The 16,004-nt window shown below is 70.4% G+C and carries 11 protein-coding genes; 9 read left to right on the top strand and 2 right to left on the bottom strand.

Features of this window, described 5'->3' with window-relative positions; all coding sequences use genetic code 11:
* Window positions 1-111: 111 nt before the first annotated feature.
* From ACIRGA_RS08875 to ACIRGA_RS08845, 7 genes are all read left to right on the top strand, one after another.
* Entirely contained in the window at window positions 112-3,801 is a 3,690-nt protein-coding gene (locus ACIRGA_RS08875) for a nitrate reductase subunit alpha (RefSeq protein ID WP_400938340.1), read from the top strand.
* Complete coding sequence (narH, locus tag ACIRGA_RS08870) at window positions 3,801-5,366, top strand: nitrate reductase subunit beta (protein WP_400938339.1); 1,566 nt, start codon at window positions 3,801-3,803, stop codon at window positions 5,364-5,366. Before ACIRGA_RS08875 ends, narH begins: the two co-directional genes overlap by 1 nt.
* Window positions 5,363-5,974 carry a nitrate reductase molybdenum cofactor assembly chaperone gene (narJ, locus tag ACIRGA_RS08865; RefSeq protein WP_400938337.1) on the top strand — a complete coding sequence of 204 codons (612 nt, stop codon included), beginning with the start codon at window positions 5,363-5,365 and terminating at the stop codon, window positions 5,972-5,974. The genes narH and narJ overlap by 4 nt, the downstream gene beginning before the upstream one ends.
* Entirely contained in the window at window positions 5,971-6,696 is a 726-nt protein-coding gene (narI, locus tag ACIRGA_RS08860) for a respiratory nitrate reductase subunit gamma (RefSeq protein ID WP_400938335.1), read from the top strand. The genes narJ and narI overlap by 4 nt, the downstream gene beginning before the upstream one ends.
* The gene (locus ACIRGA_RS08855; RefSeq protein ID WP_400938333.1) at window positions 6,693-7,265 is read left to right on the top strand and encodes an HPP family protein; all 573 of its coding nucleotides are present in this window, start codon (window positions 6,693-6,695) and stop codon (window positions 7,263-7,265) included. Before narI ends, ACIRGA_RS08855 begins: the two co-directional genes overlap by 4 nt.
* Before the next feature lie 44 nt (window positions 7,266-7,309).
* Window positions 7,310-7,837, top strand: a complete 528-nt coding sequence (locus ACIRGA_RS08850) for an EF-hand domain-containing protein (RefSeq protein ID WP_400938330.1) — start codon at window positions 7,310-7,312, stop codon at window positions 7,835-7,837.
* 87 nt (window positions 7,838-7,924) lie between these two features.
* On the top strand, window positions 7,925-8,962 hold the full coding sequence (locus tag ACIRGA_RS08845) for a hypothetical protein (protein ID WP_400938328.1): 1,038 nt from the start codon (window positions 7,925-7,927) through the stop codon (window positions 8,960-8,962).
* A gap of 14 nt (window positions 8,963-8,976) precedes the next feature.
* On the opposite strand, the gene ACIRGA_RS08840 is transcribed toward ACIRGA_RS08845, so the two are convergent.
* Both ACIRGA_RS08840 and ACIRGA_RS08835 read right to left on the bottom strand, forming a co-directional pair.
* Window positions 8,977-9,612: a response regulator transcription factor gene (locus ACIRGA_RS08840; protein ID WP_400938326.1), complete on the bottom strand. Its 636-nt coding sequence runs from the start codon at window positions 9,610-9,612 to the stop codon at window positions 8,977-8,979.
* Between the two features lie 86 nt (window positions 9,613-9,698).
* Window positions 9,699-9,950 carry a hypothetical protein gene (locus ACIRGA_RS08835; protein ID WP_400938324.1) on the bottom strand — a complete coding sequence of 84 codons (252 nt, stop codon included), beginning with the start codon at window positions 9,948-9,950 and terminating at the stop codon, window positions 9,699-9,701.
* Between the two features lie 275 nt (window positions 9,951-10,225).
* Here ACIRGA_RS08835 and ACIRGA_RS08830 point away from each other — a divergent pair, with 275 nt between their 5' ends.
* Window positions 10,226-12,289, top strand: coding sequence for a BTAD domain-containing putative transcriptional regulator (locus ACIRGA_RS08830; RefSeq protein ID WP_400938321.1), 2,064 nt, complete (start codon window positions 10,226-10,228; stop codon window positions 12,287-12,289).
* Between the two features lie 60 nt (window positions 12,290-12,349).
* Complete coding sequence (locus ACIRGA_RS08825) at window positions 12,350-15,991, top strand: BTAD domain-containing putative transcriptional regulator (RefSeq protein WP_400938688.1); 3,642 nt, start codon at window positions 12,350-12,352, stop codon at window positions 15,989-15,991.
* Window positions 15,992-16,004 lie beyond the last annotated feature (13 nt).

Below are 16,004 nucleotides of genomic sequence, written 5' to 3'. Positions count from 1 at the left end.
AGGACAACCGGTGAGCGATGCCGCTAACATCGCCTTGTTCCCCGGACAGACTCGGCTCGTCCTGTTCGCGCTGTCTGCCTCATTCACGACTTGAGTCGGGAGGTCGCGAGCGTGCGCTCGCCACGAAAAGCCAACGGAAACGGTTCCGAAAACCACCACAGCGAAGGCGCGGCGACCACCGCCCTGCTGCGCCTCGGCCGTTATCTCACCCGCGCGGAGAGTTCCGCGGATCTGCGTTCCGTCCACCTCACCGGCGGCCGGGAAGGCGACGTGTTCTATCGCGATCGCTGGAGCCACGACAAGGTGGTCCCGTCGACGCACGGCGTGAACTGCACGGGTTCCTGCCGCTGGAACGTCTACGTCTCGGACGGGATCATCACCTGGGAGAGCCAGGACCCCGACTATCCCTCCGTCGGCCCCGACAAACCGGAGTACGAACCACGCGGCTGCCCACGCGGCGCCTCCTTTTCCTGGTATTCCTATTCGCCGACCAGAGTGCGTTTTCCGTACGCGCGAGGCGTACTGGTGGAAATGTACCGGGACGCGCTGAAACAGCACGGCGATCCCGTCGTCGCCTGGGCTTCGGTGATGGACGACCCGATGAAGAGGCTTTCTTATCAACGCGCCAGGGGAAAGGGCGGATTGGTCCGGGTGAGCTGGGACGAAGCCGCGGAAATCGCCGCCGCCGCCCATGTGCACGCCATCTCCCGGTACGGCCCGGACCGGGTCGCCGGCTTTTCGCCGATCCCGGCGATGTCCATGGTCTCGCACGCGATCGGCTCCCGGTTCATGGCGCTGATCGGCGCTCCGATGCTTTCGTTCTACGACTGGTACGCCGATCTGCCGGTGGCCTCGCCGCAGGTGTTCGGCGACCAGACCGACGTGCCGGAATCCGCGGATTGGTGGGACGCCGCGTACCTGATGATGTGGGGCTCCAACGTCCCCGTGACCAGGACACCGGACGCGCACTGGATGGCCGAAGCGCGGTATCGCGGCCAAAAGGTCGTCGTGGTCTCCCCCGACTACGCCGACAACACCAAGTTCGCCGACGAATGGCTGGCCCCGCATCCCGGCACCGACGCCGCGCTGGCGATGGCCATGGGACACGTCGTCCTCACCGAGTTCTTCGCCGAACGGCAGGTGCCGTACTTCACCGACTACGTCCGCCGCTTCACCGACCTGCCCTTCCTGGTCACGCTGACCGAACGGGACGGCGCGTACGTCCCGTCGAAGTTCCTCACCGCCGCCGACCTGGGCGACACCGGCGCCGAGCCGGACTGGAAGACCGTGCTGGTCGACGACCGCACCGGGGAACCGGTCGTGCCCAACGGTTCCGTCGGCTTCCGCTGGAACGAACACGACCAGGGCCGCTGGAACCTCGATCTCGGCGACGTCGTGCCCCGGCTGAGCCTGCTCGCCGATCCCGGTCACCAGGGCGTCGAGGTGCTCCTCCCGCGATTCGACACCGACGGCGTCCTGTGGCGCGGGGTGCCCGCCGTGGAACAGGGCGGGCGGCTGGTCACCACGGTGTTCGACCTGCTGATGGCGCAGTACGGCGTGCGGCGCGGTGATCTGCCCGGCCGGTGGCCCGCCGGCTACGACGACCCGGCGGAGCCGTGCACCCCGGCGTGGCAGCAGGAGATCACCTCGGTCCCGGCCGAGCGGGTCACCCGCATCGCCAGGGAGTTCGCCGAAACCGCGGAGGCCTCCCGGGGCCGGTGCATGATCCTGATGGGCGCGGGCACGAACCACTGGTTCCACTCCGACACCATCTACCGGTCCTTCCTGGCGCTGCTCACGATGACCGGCTGCCAGGGCCGCAACGGCGGCGGCTGGGCGCACTACGTCGGGCAGGAGAAGGTGCGGCCGCTGACCGGGCACCAGACCCTGGCTGGCGCGATGGACTGGGTGCGGCCCGCGCGCCAGATGATCGGGACCGCCTATTGGTACCTGCACACCGGCCAATGGCGCTACGACGCGTTGCGCAACGACGAACTGGTTTCCCCGCTGGCGCCGGGGAAACTCGCCGGGACCAGCGCCGCGGACACGCTCGCGCAGTCGGCGCGGCTGGGCTGGATGCCGTCCTTCCCCACTTTCGACCGCAACCCGCTCGACCTCGTGGACGAAGCCGAGGAAGCCGGGCTCGACCCCGTCCGCCACGTCACCGCCCAGCTCCGCGAAGGGAAGCTGGGGTTCGCCGCCGAGGATCCGGACGCGCCGGAGAACTGGCCCCGCGTGCTCACGGTGTGGCGGTCCAACCTGCTCGGCTCGTCGGCCAAGGGGCACGAATACTTCCTGCGCCATCTGCTCGGCACCGACGCGAACCTGCGTGGCGACGAGGCCCCGCCGGACGCGCGGCCGAAATCCGTGAAATGGCACGACACCACCCCAGTCGGCAAATTGGATCTTATGCTGGCAATCGATTACCGGATGACCAGCACGACCCTGTTCGCGGATCTCGTGCTGCCCGCCGCGACCTGGTACGAAAAGCACGACCTCTCGTCGACGGACATGCATCCCTTCGTGCATTCGTTCAACGCCGCCGTCGATCCGCCGTGGCAGACCCGCACCGACTTCGAGGCGTTCCACACCATCGCGAAACGGTTCAGCCGGCTCGCCGAGAAGCATCTCGGCGTACGCAACGACCTCGTCGCCACCCCGATGACGCACGACACCCCCGGCGAAACGGCGCAGCCGGGCGGGGTCGTCCGAGACTGGCGTGACGGCGACGTCGAACCGATCCCGGGTGTCACGATGCCGCGGCTGACCGTCGTCGAACGTGACTATCCCGCCGTGGCGGCGAAACTGGGCGCGCTCGGGCCGCTGCTGGAGAAGCTGGGCGCCACCAGCAAGGGCCTCACCTACGACGTCGGCGAGGAAGTGAACTGGCTGCGCGCGAAGAACGGCGTCGCGACGACAGGCGCCGCGCAGGGGCAGGCGCTGATCGACACCGACATCAAGGCCGCGGACGCCGTGCTCGCGCTTTCGGGCACCACCAACGGACGGCTGGCCACCCAGGGCTTCCGCGAGCTCGAGAAGCGCGTCGGCACCGAACTGGCGCATCTTTCCGCCGAACACGAAGGCAAGAAGATCACGTTCGCCGACACCCGGTCGCGCCCGGCGGCGGTGATCACCAGCCCGGAATGGTCCGGCAGCGAGAGCGGCGGACGACGCTATTCGGCGTTCGTGATCAACGTCGAACACGGGAAACCGTGGCATACCCTGACCGGCCGTCAGCATTTCTTCCTGGACCACGACTGGATGCACGAACTCGGCGAGGCACTGCCGGTCTACCGGCCTCCGCTGGGCTCACAGCATCTCTCCGGCGGATCGGGTGACGCCGCCGAAGTCACCGTGCGCTATCTGACCCCGCACAGCAAATGGTCGATCCATTCGACGTACCAGGACAACCTGCACATGCTCACGCTGTCCCGCGGCGGGCAGGGGATCTGGATGAGCCCGGCGGACGCGGAGGCCATCGGGGCCAAGGACAACGACTGGATCGAGGCGGTCAACCGCAACGGCGTCGTGGTGGCCCGCGCGATCGTCTCCCACCGGATGCCGGCGGGCACCGTTTTCCTTTACCACGCCCAGGATCGGGCCGTGAACGTACCGCGCAGCGAGGCCACCGGGAAACGCGGCGGCACGCACAACTCGCTGACCCGGCTGCTGCTCAAACCCACCCATCTCATCGGCGGCTACGCCCAGCTCTCCTTCGGCTTCAACTATCTGGGCCCCACCGGCAACCAGCGCGACGAGGTCACCGTGATCCGCCGCCGTTCCCAGGAGGTGCGTTACTGATGCGGGTCATGGCACAGCTGGCCATGGTGATGAACCTCGACAAGTGCATCGGCTGCCACACCTGTTCGGTGACCTGCAAACAGGCATGGACGAACCGGGCGGGCACCGAATACGCCTGGTTCAACAACGTGGAAACCCGGCCGGGGCAAGGATATCCGCGCCGCTACGAGGATCAGGAGCGCTGGAAGGGCGGCTGGGAGCGGACGGCGAAAGGCAGGCTGCGGCTGCGAGCGGGCGGGCGGCTGACCAAGCTCGCGAAACTGTTCGCCAACCCGGAGCTGCCGGAGATCTCCGACTATTACGAGCCGTGGACCTACGACTACGCCACCCTGATCGAGGCGCCGCTGGGTGACGACGTGCCCACCGCCGCGCCCCGGTCGGCCATCACCGGCGAGCCCACGCAGCCGTCCTGGGGGCCGAACTGGGACGACGACCTCGGCGGGTCGACCGAACACGGCGTCAAGGACCCGATCGCGGAAAAGCTGCGTGACGAACTCGGGATCCGGATCAAATTCGAGTTCGAGCAGAGCTTTATGTTCTACCTGCCGAGGATCTGCGAACACTGTCTCAATCCGTCCTGTGTGGCCAGTTGCCCGTCCGGCGCGATGTACAAACGCGAGGAGGACGGGATCGTGCTGGTCGACCAGGACCAGTGCCGCGGCTGGCGGATGTGCGTCACCGGCTGCCCGTACAAGAAGGTGTACTTCAACCACAAGACCGGCAAGGCCGAGAAGTGCACCTTCTGCTATCCCAGGGTGGAGGCCGGGCAGCCGACGGTGTGCGCGGAAACCTGCGTCGGACGGCTGCGCTACATCGGAGTCCTGCTCTACGACGCCGACAAGGTCACCGCGGCCGCGTCCGTCGCGGACGAGCACGACCTGTACCCCGCGCAGCTCGATCTCCTGCTCGATCCGCACGATCCCGCGGTGATCCGGGCCGCCGAGGCGGCGGGCGTCCCGCACGACTGGCTCACCGCGGCCCGGCGTTCCCCGGTGTACCAGCTGATCCACGACTACCGGCTGGCGCTGCCGCTGCATCCGGAGTACCGCACGATGCCGATGGTCTGGTACATCCCGCCGCTGTCGCCGGTGGTCGACGCGGTCAGCGGCAGCGGCCACGACGGCGAGCACCGCGACAACCTGTTCGGTGCCATCGACGCCCTGCGCATCCCGGTCGAGTACCTGGCCGAACTGTTCACCGCCGGGGACACCGCGCCGGTCCGGCGTTCCCTGCGGCGGCTGGCGGCGATGCGGTCGTACATGCGTGCGGTAAACCTCGGCCAGGAGACCGACGAGGACATCCCGGCCTCCGTCGGCCTCACCGGCGAGCAGATCTTCGCCATGCACCGGCTGCTCGCGCTGGCCAAGTACGACGAGCGCTATGTCATCCCCACCGCGGGCGTCGGGCAGGCCCACGATCTGGAGGGCATCGCCACCCGGTGCAGCCTCGACGGCGACGGCGGTCCGGGCATGGGCGGCGGCGAGTCCACAGTGGACTTGGTCAGCTGGGACGACGGCGCCCGGCCGGACGCGCTGTTCCCGACCCTGCGAGGGCAGAACCCGTGAAGCTCCTCCGTCCCCGTGCCTCGCGGGATCACGCGGCCGTGCGCCAGATCGCCGGCTGGTGCCTGCAGTATCCCGACGAAGCCGTCCTGGGCAAACTCGGTCTGCTGCGCGCCTGTCTCGACGAGACCACCGGCCCCGGCCACGCCGAACTCTCCCGCACGGTGGCCTATCTCGAACAGGGCGATCCCGGCGAGCTGGCGTCGCATTACATCGAGGTCTTCGACCGGAAACCGCGGCGGACCCTGCATTTGAGCTGGTTTCTCGACGGCGACACCCGCCGCCGCGGCGAGACACTGGCCGCCCTGCGCCGGTTCTACCGCACGCACGGGTTCGCGCCCGCGGAGAACGAGCTGCCGGATTTCCTGCCCGTGATCCTGGAGTTCGCCGCCGCGGCGGCGCCCGGCGCCGCCGGTCAGGTGCTCACCCGTTTCCATCCCGCGCTGGAACTCCTGCACCGCAACATGTCCATTATGGACACTCCGTATCGCGACGCCGTTGCGGCGGTGCTGGCCACGCTGCCCGCCGTCCCCGCGCCGCCGCCCGCCGAACCCCCGGCCGAGCTGGTCGGCCTCGACCCGTTCCCCACCGGCGCCGGAGGTGGCCGATGAGTTCCGGACTGGACCTGCTGTTGTGGGGCGCCGCGCCCTACCTGTCGATCGCGTTGCTGGTCTTCGGCACGATCTGGCGCTACCGGCACGACAAATTCGGCTGGACCACCCGGTCGAGCCAGCTCCACGAGGCCAAGCTCCTGCGGGTGGCCAGCCCGGTGTTCCACATCGGACTGCTGATGGTGATCGGCGGCCACGTGCTCGGCCTGCTCGTGCCGAAGGGTGTCACCGAGTTCGCCGGACTCGACGAACACGGCTATCACCTGATTTCGCTCGGCATGGGCACCCTCGCCGGACTGGTCGCCGTCGGCGGGCTCGGTCTGCTGCTGTGGCGGCGGATCCGGGTGCCGGCGGTGCGCGGCGCCACCTCGGTCAGCGATCGGTACATGTACGTGGTGCTCGTGCTGGTGATGCTCGCCGGACTGGCGACCACCGTGGTCGACAACGGCATCCGCGGCGGCTACGACTACCGCGAGACGGTCGCGCCGTGGTTCCGCGGCATCCTGCTCCTCGATCCTCAGCCGGAGCTGATGGCGTCGGCACCGCTGGACTACCGGATGCATGTCGCGCTGGGCATGGTGTTGTTCGCGCTGTGGCCGTTTTCCCGTCTGGTGCACGCTTTCAGCGCGCCGGTGCGGTACCTGCTCCGCCCGTACGTGGTCTACCGGCGCCGCGCCCCCGGCGGTGTCGGCACCCGCGAACCGCGCCGTGGCTGGGAATGACCAGGATCCGCCGCACCGCCTACGTCGCACTGAGTTCGTTCGGCTGCATCGTGGTCATCGGGCTCTGCGCGATCCTGTCCGGCGCTCCCCTGCTGTTCCCGTCACTCGGGCCGACCGCGTTCCTGGTGTTCGCGACCCCGCACGCGCCCGGCGCGAGCCCGCGAAACACGGTGCTCGGCCATCTGGCCGGTGTCTTGGCGGGACTCACCGGCCTCGCGGTCACCGGGCTGCTCTCCGCCGCCCCGGACCTGACACATCCCTCCTGGCCCAGGATCGGGGCGGCCGCGATCGCGCTGGGGCTCACCTGTGCCGCGATGGCCGCGCTGGAGATCCCCCATCCGCCGGCCGGGGCGACCACCTTGATCATCGCGCTCGGCCTCCTGCACACCGCTCCGCAGATCGTCGCGGTGCTGGTGGGCGTGGTCCTCATCGCGCTGCTGGCGATACTGGTCAACAAACTGTCCGGGGTGGCCTATCCCTGGTGGCGCTCGCCCGCACCCGCCAAGGTGGCCGACCTCTCCCTGAAGAGTGAACAGCCGTCCCCCGATCGTGGATCGCCGTGGCCCTGAATGGCAGATGTGCCGCTGCGGCGTCCGTCCTATCGTTCCGCACCATGGCAAGCGACTTGCAACGGCGCAAGGTCTCGGGCGTTTTCGCCGCGATGGACGTCGACGGCGACGGTTTCCTGGTGGAGCGGGACTTCCGGGCCCTGGCCGAACGCTGGGCGCGGCGGCGCGGCCCGGGTGACGAGCGGCAGCTGACCGGCATCATGCTGAGCTGGTGGACGACGTTGCTGGCGGCCTCGGACCTGAACCGCGACGACAAGGTCTCCCTCGACGAGGTCCTGCTGGTGGTCGACAAGCTCCCGGAGACCCCCGAAGCCGTGACCGCCACCGCCGACGCGATGTTCGAAGCGATCGACGAGAACCGCGACGGCCTGATCTCCGCGGCGGAGTACCACCAGTTGATCGAGGTGTGGAACGGATGCCCCACCGACACCGACGCCACCTTCCCGCTGCTGGACTCCGATGGCGACGGGATGCTGTCCCGCGACGAGTTCGCCGCGCTGTGGCTGGAGTTCTGGGCGGGTGACGACGCGGAGGCGCCGGGCACCCTCGTCTTCGGCCCGCTGGCGGTCTGACGGCTTTCGGGCGGATCCCGCGGCCATACGGGCCAGACCCGGCCGTCCAGCCCGTCGCGAACGTCCTGACCGCTCAGGATGGCACGCGTGGACGACGAGGAATTCCCCGGCAGGCTCCCCGCCGACGCCGCGCAGGAAGCCCAGTCGGTCGCCGTCCGCGCGCTCTACGACTCCGGCGACACGGCCGCGCTGACGAGGATCGCCGCGAACCCGCCGGACTGGTCGGTGGCCTCGAGCGCGATCGCCCGTTGTCTGCTGGATCGGTGGGCGGAAGCGGCGGATCTGCTGGCGGAGAACGATTCCTGGCGCACGGAATCGACGGTTTCCGCGATGCTGGGCGAGCTTTTCGGCGGTCTGGCCGAGCTGTGGGCCGGCCGCCCGGCACGGTTCGGCGCGAACCTGACCGAGCGCGAGCGGTGGCCATTGAGGGCGGCCCGGCGGCACCGGGACGACCAGATCACGTCGTATGTCGCGGCGTTGCTCGTGCTGGGAGAACGGGCACGCGCGGAGAAGCTGCTCGCCGACGAAGACTTCCCCGAGACCGGGCTGCGGGACAGCGAACGTTCGATGCTCGCGGCCATGCGCGGCCAACCCGCTCGCGCGATCGACCTCGCGCACCGGAGCATGGCCGACCGTTCGCAGCGCGGTTACGACATCGGCTTCGCCGCGATGCACCTGTCGACCGTTTCGCTCCTGGTGTCGCAGGGAAGGCTCACCGCGGCACAGGAACTACTGGCCGCTGCCCGCTCCACGGCACCGATGCTGGCGCATCTGCTCGACATCGCCGAAGCCCGGGTCGAGCTGGCCTCGGGCGAGACCGACCGCGCCGCCGGACTCCTGCGCGCCGCCACCGGCGGACTCGCCGTCGGCACGGAGATCGCCTGGGCCGATCTCGCCGAACTCTCGTTGCGGAAGAATGACCGAGCGGGGGCGAGGCGGGCACTCGACGCGCTGGAGGAACTCGCTTCCGCGATGCCGACCGGACGGGTGCTGCTGAATCGCCATCTGGTCCGGGCCTGTCTCGGCCGGGAGCCCGACGGCGAATGCCTGTGGCTGGCCCGCGAACGCGACCAGCCGCTCGAACTGGCCGTCGCGGCCGAACGCCTGGTGCGGCACCGCGCCTGAGCTGAGCGGGCGGGCTAGATGACCCCGGCCCGCACGGCGTACGCGACGGCGTGCGGCCGGTTCTTCAGCTTCAGCCGTCCGGTGATGCCCTGGATGATGTGCTTCACGCTGCGCTCCGAGTAGCTGAGCTCACCGGCGATCTCGACGGTGTCCTTGCCCTCGGCCATCAGCCGCAGCACGTCGATCTCCCGTGTGGTGAGGCCCGCGGTGTTGACGCCCATCGGGTCGAGCACCTCGCGTTGCAGCCGTTCGACGTGCTTGAGCAGTTCGCCCAGCAGGCTCGGCGGGAGCACCCCGCCACCGGTGGCCGCCGCGCGGACCGCGTGCGCCAGCCGCTCGCCGGTCGTGGCCGACCGCGGCAGGACCGCCACCACCCGGCATTCGATGGCGGGCACGAGCTCCGCCTCGCTGATCTGGCTCACCACGAGCACCACCGGTTTGCCGTCCTCGGCGGCGAGCCGTCGCAGCCAGAGCACGATCTCCGGCGTCAGCCATTCGGCGGCGAACACCAGCACGTCGGTCTCGGCGCGCCGCTCCCAGTCCCGGATGTCGATCCCCTGCTGCGTGCTCAGCTGGCTGGCCAGGCCCGCCGTGGTGATCGGATCGGGCGCGTGCACCGCCACGGTGATCTGTCGGGTTTCCGTGTCCACTTCGTCCCCTCCGCTTGTCCGCGGCCCCAGTCGGATGGATGGGACACAGTCTGCGAAGGAGCTCTTCACGAAGTCTCCACGAGACCTCAACGAGGCGTGAAGGACTTCGTGGCCTGCTGAAACGCCTCGACGTACTTGGGGAGCTCGTCCAGGATCTCGCGGAGCCTGCCCTCGGGGCCGGTGTAGCCGGGGTCGGCGAGGAGGGCGTAGCCGTACGCCAGCGTCCGCCGAAGCTCGTCGACGCGGGCTTCGGCCTCATCGGCGTCGAGTACCAGCCTGCCGTTCCGGGCGAGGCTGAGCAGGACATCACCGGCGAAGTGTTCCTGATCCTGGCTCACTGTCACAGCATGCACAGCCGCGCATGCCATGACCAGCGCCGGAGGACACTCTGCCCCTGAGAACGCCCGGCATTGCCCGGTCGCCCCTCGGCTGAACGGGCCCCGAAACCCACATGAACGGACATCCGGCCGGCCGTGAATCGGGATGATCCGGGATGAACGGCCGAAACCCACACGGTGGGTGTCCGATTGATTGCGAAACCCACATCGGCGCCACTAGGATTTTCGCCGAGCGGGACACTCTTTTCGGCGGTCGGACGCACAGGCGGCAGGTCATGGACGAGGTTTCCTCGCTGACGGTCCGGCTGCTGGGCGGTTCCCCCGCCCGCCACGGCGACGGCGAGATCGCGCTGGGTCCTGCCCAGCGGCAGGCGGTGTTCGCCACGCTCGCGCTGCACGCCGGCCAGTTCGTCTCCCGCCGGGAAATCATCGACGCCGTCTGGGGCGAGCGGCCCCCGGACAGCGCCACCGGCATCGTGTACACCTACGTCTCCGCGTTGCGCCGCGCGCTGGAGCCGGTCGGCGAACCGCTCGTCGCCAGCCGCGCCGGCTACCGCCTCGACCTGCCGAAACAGCAGGTCGACGTCCACGTCTTCGAGGCCGAGCTGGACCGTGCCCGCGCGCACCGGCTCGCCGGCGCGCACCGGCGGGAGCTGGAGTCGCTGCGGTCCGCGCTCGGGCAGTGGCGGGGTTCCGCGCTCGACGGGATCCCCGGCCCGTTCGCCGAGACCCAGCGTGCCCGCCTGAACGAACTGCGGATGAGCGCGCTCGAACGCCAGGCCGAGGTCGCGCTGCGGCTCGGCGGCCACCGCGAACTCGTGGACGAGCTCGCCGTGCTGGTCGAGCGCCATCCGCTGCGCGAAGGCCTGCACCGCATGCTGATCACCGCCTTGTTCCGGTCCGGGAGGCAGGCCGAGGCCCTGGCCGCGTTCGACCGGGCCCGCGAGACGATCATCGAGCGGTCCGGTCTCGAACCCGGCCCGGAACTGCTGGCCCTGCGGCAACAGGTCCTGGACGACGATCCGGCGCTGCACCACCGGGATCAGCCGGACCGGCACCGCCGGACGCGAACCGCGCCCGCACGACCGTCCGCTTTCGTCGGCCGGGAGTTCGAGTTCGGCCGGCTGCGACGGAACCTGACCGCCCTGCTGGACGAAGGCCGCGGCTCCACCGTCTGGCTGGACGGCGAAGCGGGCAGCGGCAAGAGCGCGTTCCTGGCCGAGGCCCTGGCCACGGCGAGAAGCCGTACGCGCTGGGTCGAAGCCGACGAACTGAGCGGCGCGATCCCGCTGAGCCTCATCGCCGACTGCCTCGGCGGTGAGGCGCTCGACGATCTCGGCAAAACGGTCACCGGGCTGTGCGAAGACGGGCCCTTGGTGCTCGTCTTCGAGGATCTGCACTGGGCCGACGAGGAAAGCCTGCTCGCCTGGCAGCGGCTTCAGGGATTCACCGCGCGCCTGCCGCTTCTGCTGATCGGCTCGGCACGCCCGCTCCCCCGGCGCCCCACGCTCGACGACCTCCGCTCGCGGCTCGACGGCGACATCGTCGCGCTGCCGCCGTTCGACGGCCCGGCCGTCGCCGCCCTCGCCGCGGAGACCCTGGCCAGGGATCCAGGTGCGGACTTCCTCGAGTTCGCCGCCGAGTACACGGCGGGAAACGCCCGCTATCTGTGCGAGCTGTTCGCCGAATTCGCCGACGGCCACGAGCCGGACACCTCCCCGCACAGCACGCTCGCCACCGTGGTGGAGGATCACCTCGCCACGCTTTCCGTGCCGGGCAAGCGAACCCTGAATTCCGCCGCGTTGCTCGGCTCGTCGTTCACCATCGCCGACCTGACGGATGTCACCGGGCGCGAACGGGCATCGCTCGTCGGAGCGGTCGAGGAGGCGCTCGCCGCGCACGTGCTGCAAGCCGAGGGAGACCGTCTGCGGTTCCGCGTCCCGCTCGTCCGCGCGGTGTTCGTCGCGAACACCCCGCCCGCCATCCGCGCCGTGCTGCACCAGGAGATCGCCGCGACCATGGCGGGCTCCGGCGCGCCCGCGGACCGCGTCGCCGAGCAGCTGCTGCAGGCAGGCGACGAACTGACGGCGCACTGGATCCCGCGATGGGTGCTCGACAATGTCCGCGCGCTGTCCACCGGCCCGGCGATCGAACTGCTCCATTTGCTTTCCCACCAACGGAATCTCACCGAGGAGCAGCATCAGAGCCTCGCGGGCGAGCTCGCCGCGCTGCTGCTGCCCGAAACGGACGCCACGCCCTCCTGGTCCGCGCAGCCCTGGTGCGCGCCGCTGCACGCACTCGCCCGGGTACGCAACCCGACCGCGCGAAGGACGTCCTAAACTGCGGGGACACAGTAGTGATCCGGCCACTTTCGGTGCATGACGAGAAATGGAGCCGGTGTGACGAACGGGCTGCGCGTCGAGCTGCTCGGGCCGCCCCGTGCCTGGCTCGAAGACGTCGAGCTGAAGCTCGGGCCCGCCCGCCAGCGCGCGGTCTTCGCCACCCTGGCGGCGCGCCGCGGCCAGTCGATCTCCCTCGGCGAGCTGATCTCGGGCGTCTGGGGCGGGTCGGCGCCGGCCAGCGCCACCGGCAGTGTCCACACCTACGTCTCCGGTCTGCGCGGGGCGATCCGCAAGGCGGGCGGTGACGCGCACGAGATCCTGAGTTCGTCCGGATCGAGTTACTCGCTGCGCTTGGACGGGGAGGCCCTCGATGTCCACCGGTTCGAAAAGGACGTCGCGGCCGCCAAAGCGGTACACGCCGATCAGCGGGGCGCGGCCGCGCGGCTCACCTCCGCGCTCGATCTCTGGCGCGGCGAGGCCTACTCCGGTGTGCCCGGCCCGTTCGCCGAAGCGGAACGCGTCCGGCTCGCCGAACTCCAGCTGACCGCCACCGAACTGCGCGCCACGGCCCTGCTCGGCATCGGCGACCACCGTGAAGTGGTGGCCGAGCTGACCGCGCTGGTGCAGCGGCACCCGTTGCGCGAGTCACTGCACGAGACGCTCATGCGCGCCCTGCACGCCAGCGGCCGCCAGATCGAAGCGCTCGGCGCGTACCGCGAAGCCAGGCGAATCCTCCGCGACGAACTCGGCGTCGAACCCGGTGCCCCGCTGCGGGAGCTGCACCAGCGCATCCTCGACGGCAGCGAAAAACCCGTCACCGGACCGGTTCCGGTCCGCGTCGTGCCGCCGCCGGTGGCCAAGGCGATCGAACGCGGCGGCCCATGCCACCTGCCCGGCCGTGCCCGGCAGGTCGAGCGGCTGGACGGCTTCGTCACCGACGTGCTCGCCGGCCGCGGCCGCCCGGTCTGGCTCGAAGGCGAACCGGGGATCGGCAAATCGGAGCTGTTGATCGCCGGGCTGGCGGGTGCCGCCGCGCGCGGCTGCCAGCTCGCCTGGACCGCGGCCGACGAGCTGCGCCAACGGTTTCCGCTGCAGGTGATCATGGAATGCCTCGGCGTGCACCACGGCGCGGCGGATCCGGCCAAGGCCAAGCTGGCAGGCGAGCTGCACGCCGAACCCGCGCACGGGGACTGGGGCCCCGCCGACCCGATCTTGTCCACTGTGGACAAACTGCTCACACTGGTCGACGAGACCTGCGCGGCGGGCCCGCTGGTGCTGGTGATCGACGACCTCCACTGGGCCGACGAGGCCAGTGTGCTGCTGTGGCAACGGCTGGCCGCCGCCACCCGCCAGCTTCCGTTGCTGCTGGTCGCCGCCACACGCACCGGGCACGGCCGCCGGGACCTTGCCCAGCTGCGTCGCGGGGTCGAAGCGAGGGACGGCGAGATCATGCCGGTCGAGGTGCTGACCGACGACGACATCGCCGCCGTGTTCGAGACGATCCTCGAGGCGAAGCTCGGGCCGAGCCTGCGCCCGCTGGTCCGGCGCGCGGCCGGAAACCCGCTCTACGCCAGGGAAGTCGCGCACGACCTGGTCCGGACGGGCTCGTTGCGGATCAAGGCGGGCGTGGCCGAGGTGACGCTGGACGGCACCGAGAACGCGCCGCGGTCGCTGCTGGCGGCGGTGGCCAGGACGCTGGAGACGCTCGACCCGGCCACCACCGGGATCCTGCGCACCGCCTCACTGCTGGGCGCGGAGTTCGCCGTCGAGGATCTGGCGACGCTGGCCGGCAAGAGCCCGCTCGAGGTGCTGCAGGAGCTGGAGCCCGCCACCACCGCGGGCGTCATCGAGTACGCCGGCGACAAACTCGCCTTCCACCATCCGTTCCAGCGGCAGGCGCTCTACGGCGGCATCGCCGAACCGGCCCGCGCCGCGCTGCACCGGCGCGCCGCCGAAGCGCTCGCGCGGGCGGGCGCGCCGGTCAAACGGGTCGCCGAGCAGCTGGCGGCCGGGCCGGTGCCGTTCGACCCGTGGCTGGCGGGCTGGCTCACCGCCAACCACGTCGCGGTGTCCAACCGCGCCCCGCATATCGCGGCCGATCTGCTCCGCGACGCGCTCGACAGCACGGTGCCCACCCCCGAGCAACGGAAGACGCTGATCGCCGCGCTGGTGCGCGTGCTGTTCCGGCTCGAACAGGCTCCCGAGGCCGAAGCCGAGCAGGCGGTGAAAACCGTCACCGACAAGGCGGATCTGGCGCAGATGCGGCACTTCCTCGCCGCGCTGCGCTACCGCCGGGGCGACACGCCCGGCGCGATCGAGGCGCTCGAAGACACCGCGGACGACCCGTCGATGCCGGAACTGTGGCGCACCAGCACCCGGACGCTGCTCGCCAACTTCCGGCGCGGCACCCTCGACGATCTCGGCGAGACCGAACGGATCGCGCGGGGCCTGCACGCCGAAGCCGTCGAAGCGGGTGAGCGTTATCCCGCCGCGCACGCGCAGCAGACGTTGTGGCTCGTGCACTCGATCCGCCGCGAGCACGACCGGGCGCTCACCGCGATCGACGCCGCGCTCGAGACCACCGGCGACGAGGCCGACCTGGCGACGCTGCGGTTCGACCTGCTCGACAACCGCCTCTTCACCCTGCAGAACCTCGACCGGCTAGGCGAGGCCGACGCCACGCTGCACGCCGGATACGAGACCGCGGCACGGCACGGCCTGCCGACCGGTCCGCAGGTGTCGGCGGCCGTGCACTACTACTGGACCGGCCGCTGGGACGAGGCGCTGGCCGAACTGGACTCGGTCACCGAGGACGGCCCGGCGATCACCTTCTACGGCGTCCGCGAGCCGGGCGCCGCCGCCCTGCTGCTGCACGGGGTCGCCGCCCTCATCGCGGGCCATCGCGACGAACGCGTCTCCGTCCGCGCTCATCTGGAAGCGGCCGAGGCGCACTCCCCGTCGAACTCGTCCGAACGCGAGAGCTGCGACTTCTACCTGGCGGCGTTGGCGATGGCCGCCGAGCAACGCGGCGAACTCGACGACGCGCTGCGGTTGTTCGCGCCGGTGCTGCGCCCCGACTACGCCCGGATGATGCTGCGCCACCAATGGCTTCCCGACGTCGTCCGCGTGGCGATCGCCGCCGGAAACGATGCCGTCGCACAGGAAGCTCTCGCCGTCTGCGCCGAAGAGGCGAGCCAGGAGACCGTGCCCGCCAGGGCCACCGTCGCCGCCCTGCGGTGCCGGGCGCTGATCGACGGCGACCCCGAAGGCATGCGTGCCGCGGCCGATCACTATCGCGAGGTCCAGCGCCCCATCGAACTCGCGGCCGCCCTGGAGGACGCCGCCGAACTGCTCGGCCGCGCCGGTTACCTCGAAGCGGCCACCCGCTCGCTCACCGAGGCGTGCGAGGTACTCGGGCAGGTCGGCGCCACCTGGAGCATCCGCCGGGCGGAAAGCAGGCTGCGCCGCCACGGCGTGCTGAGCCGCGCCGAGCGGGGGCCCCGGCACAGCGGCGCGCTGTCGCCGCTGGAACTGCGGGTCGCGCGGCTGGTGGCGGCGAAACTGTCCAACCCGGAGATCGCCGCGGAACTGAGCCTGCCCAGGAGGACGGTGCAGTCGCTGGTGTCCAGGGTGCTGACCAAACTGCACGCCGATTCCCGGCTGACCGTGGGCGACCGGCTGCCGAGAAGACTCGCCTGACCGCGTTCGGACG

The organism is Amycolatopsis sp. NPDC102389 (genome assembly GCF_044765885.1).
Lineage (GTDB): Bacteria > Actinomycetota > Actinomycetes > Mycobacteriales > Pseudonocardiaceae > Amycolatopsis.
Note: the sequence above shows the minus strand (reverse complement) of the source record. Positions and strands in the feature narration are given on the sequence as shown.

Bases quoted from the DNA above. Each gene is read 5' to 3' on its own strand.
- narH (WP_400938339.1), top strand. From the start codon at position 3,801: ATGCGGGTCATGGCACAGCTGGCCATGGTGATGAACCTCGACAAGTGC.
- narI (WP_400938335.1), top strand. From the start codon at position 5,971: ATGAGTTCCGGACTGGACCTGCTGTTGTGGGGCGCCGCGCCCTACCTG.
- ACIRGA_RS08855 (WP_400938333.1), top strand. From the start codon at position 6,693: ATGACCAGGATCCGCCGCACCGCCTACGTCGCACTGAGTTCGTTCGGC.
- ACIRGA_RS08850 (WP_400938330.1), top strand. From the start codon at position 7,310: ATGGCAAGCGACTTGCAACGGCGCAAGGTCTCGGGCGTTTTCGCCGCG.
- ACIRGA_RS08830 (WP_400938321.1), top strand. From the start codon at position 10,226: ATGGACGAGGTTTCCTCGCTGACGGTCCGGCTGCTGGGCGGTTCCCCC.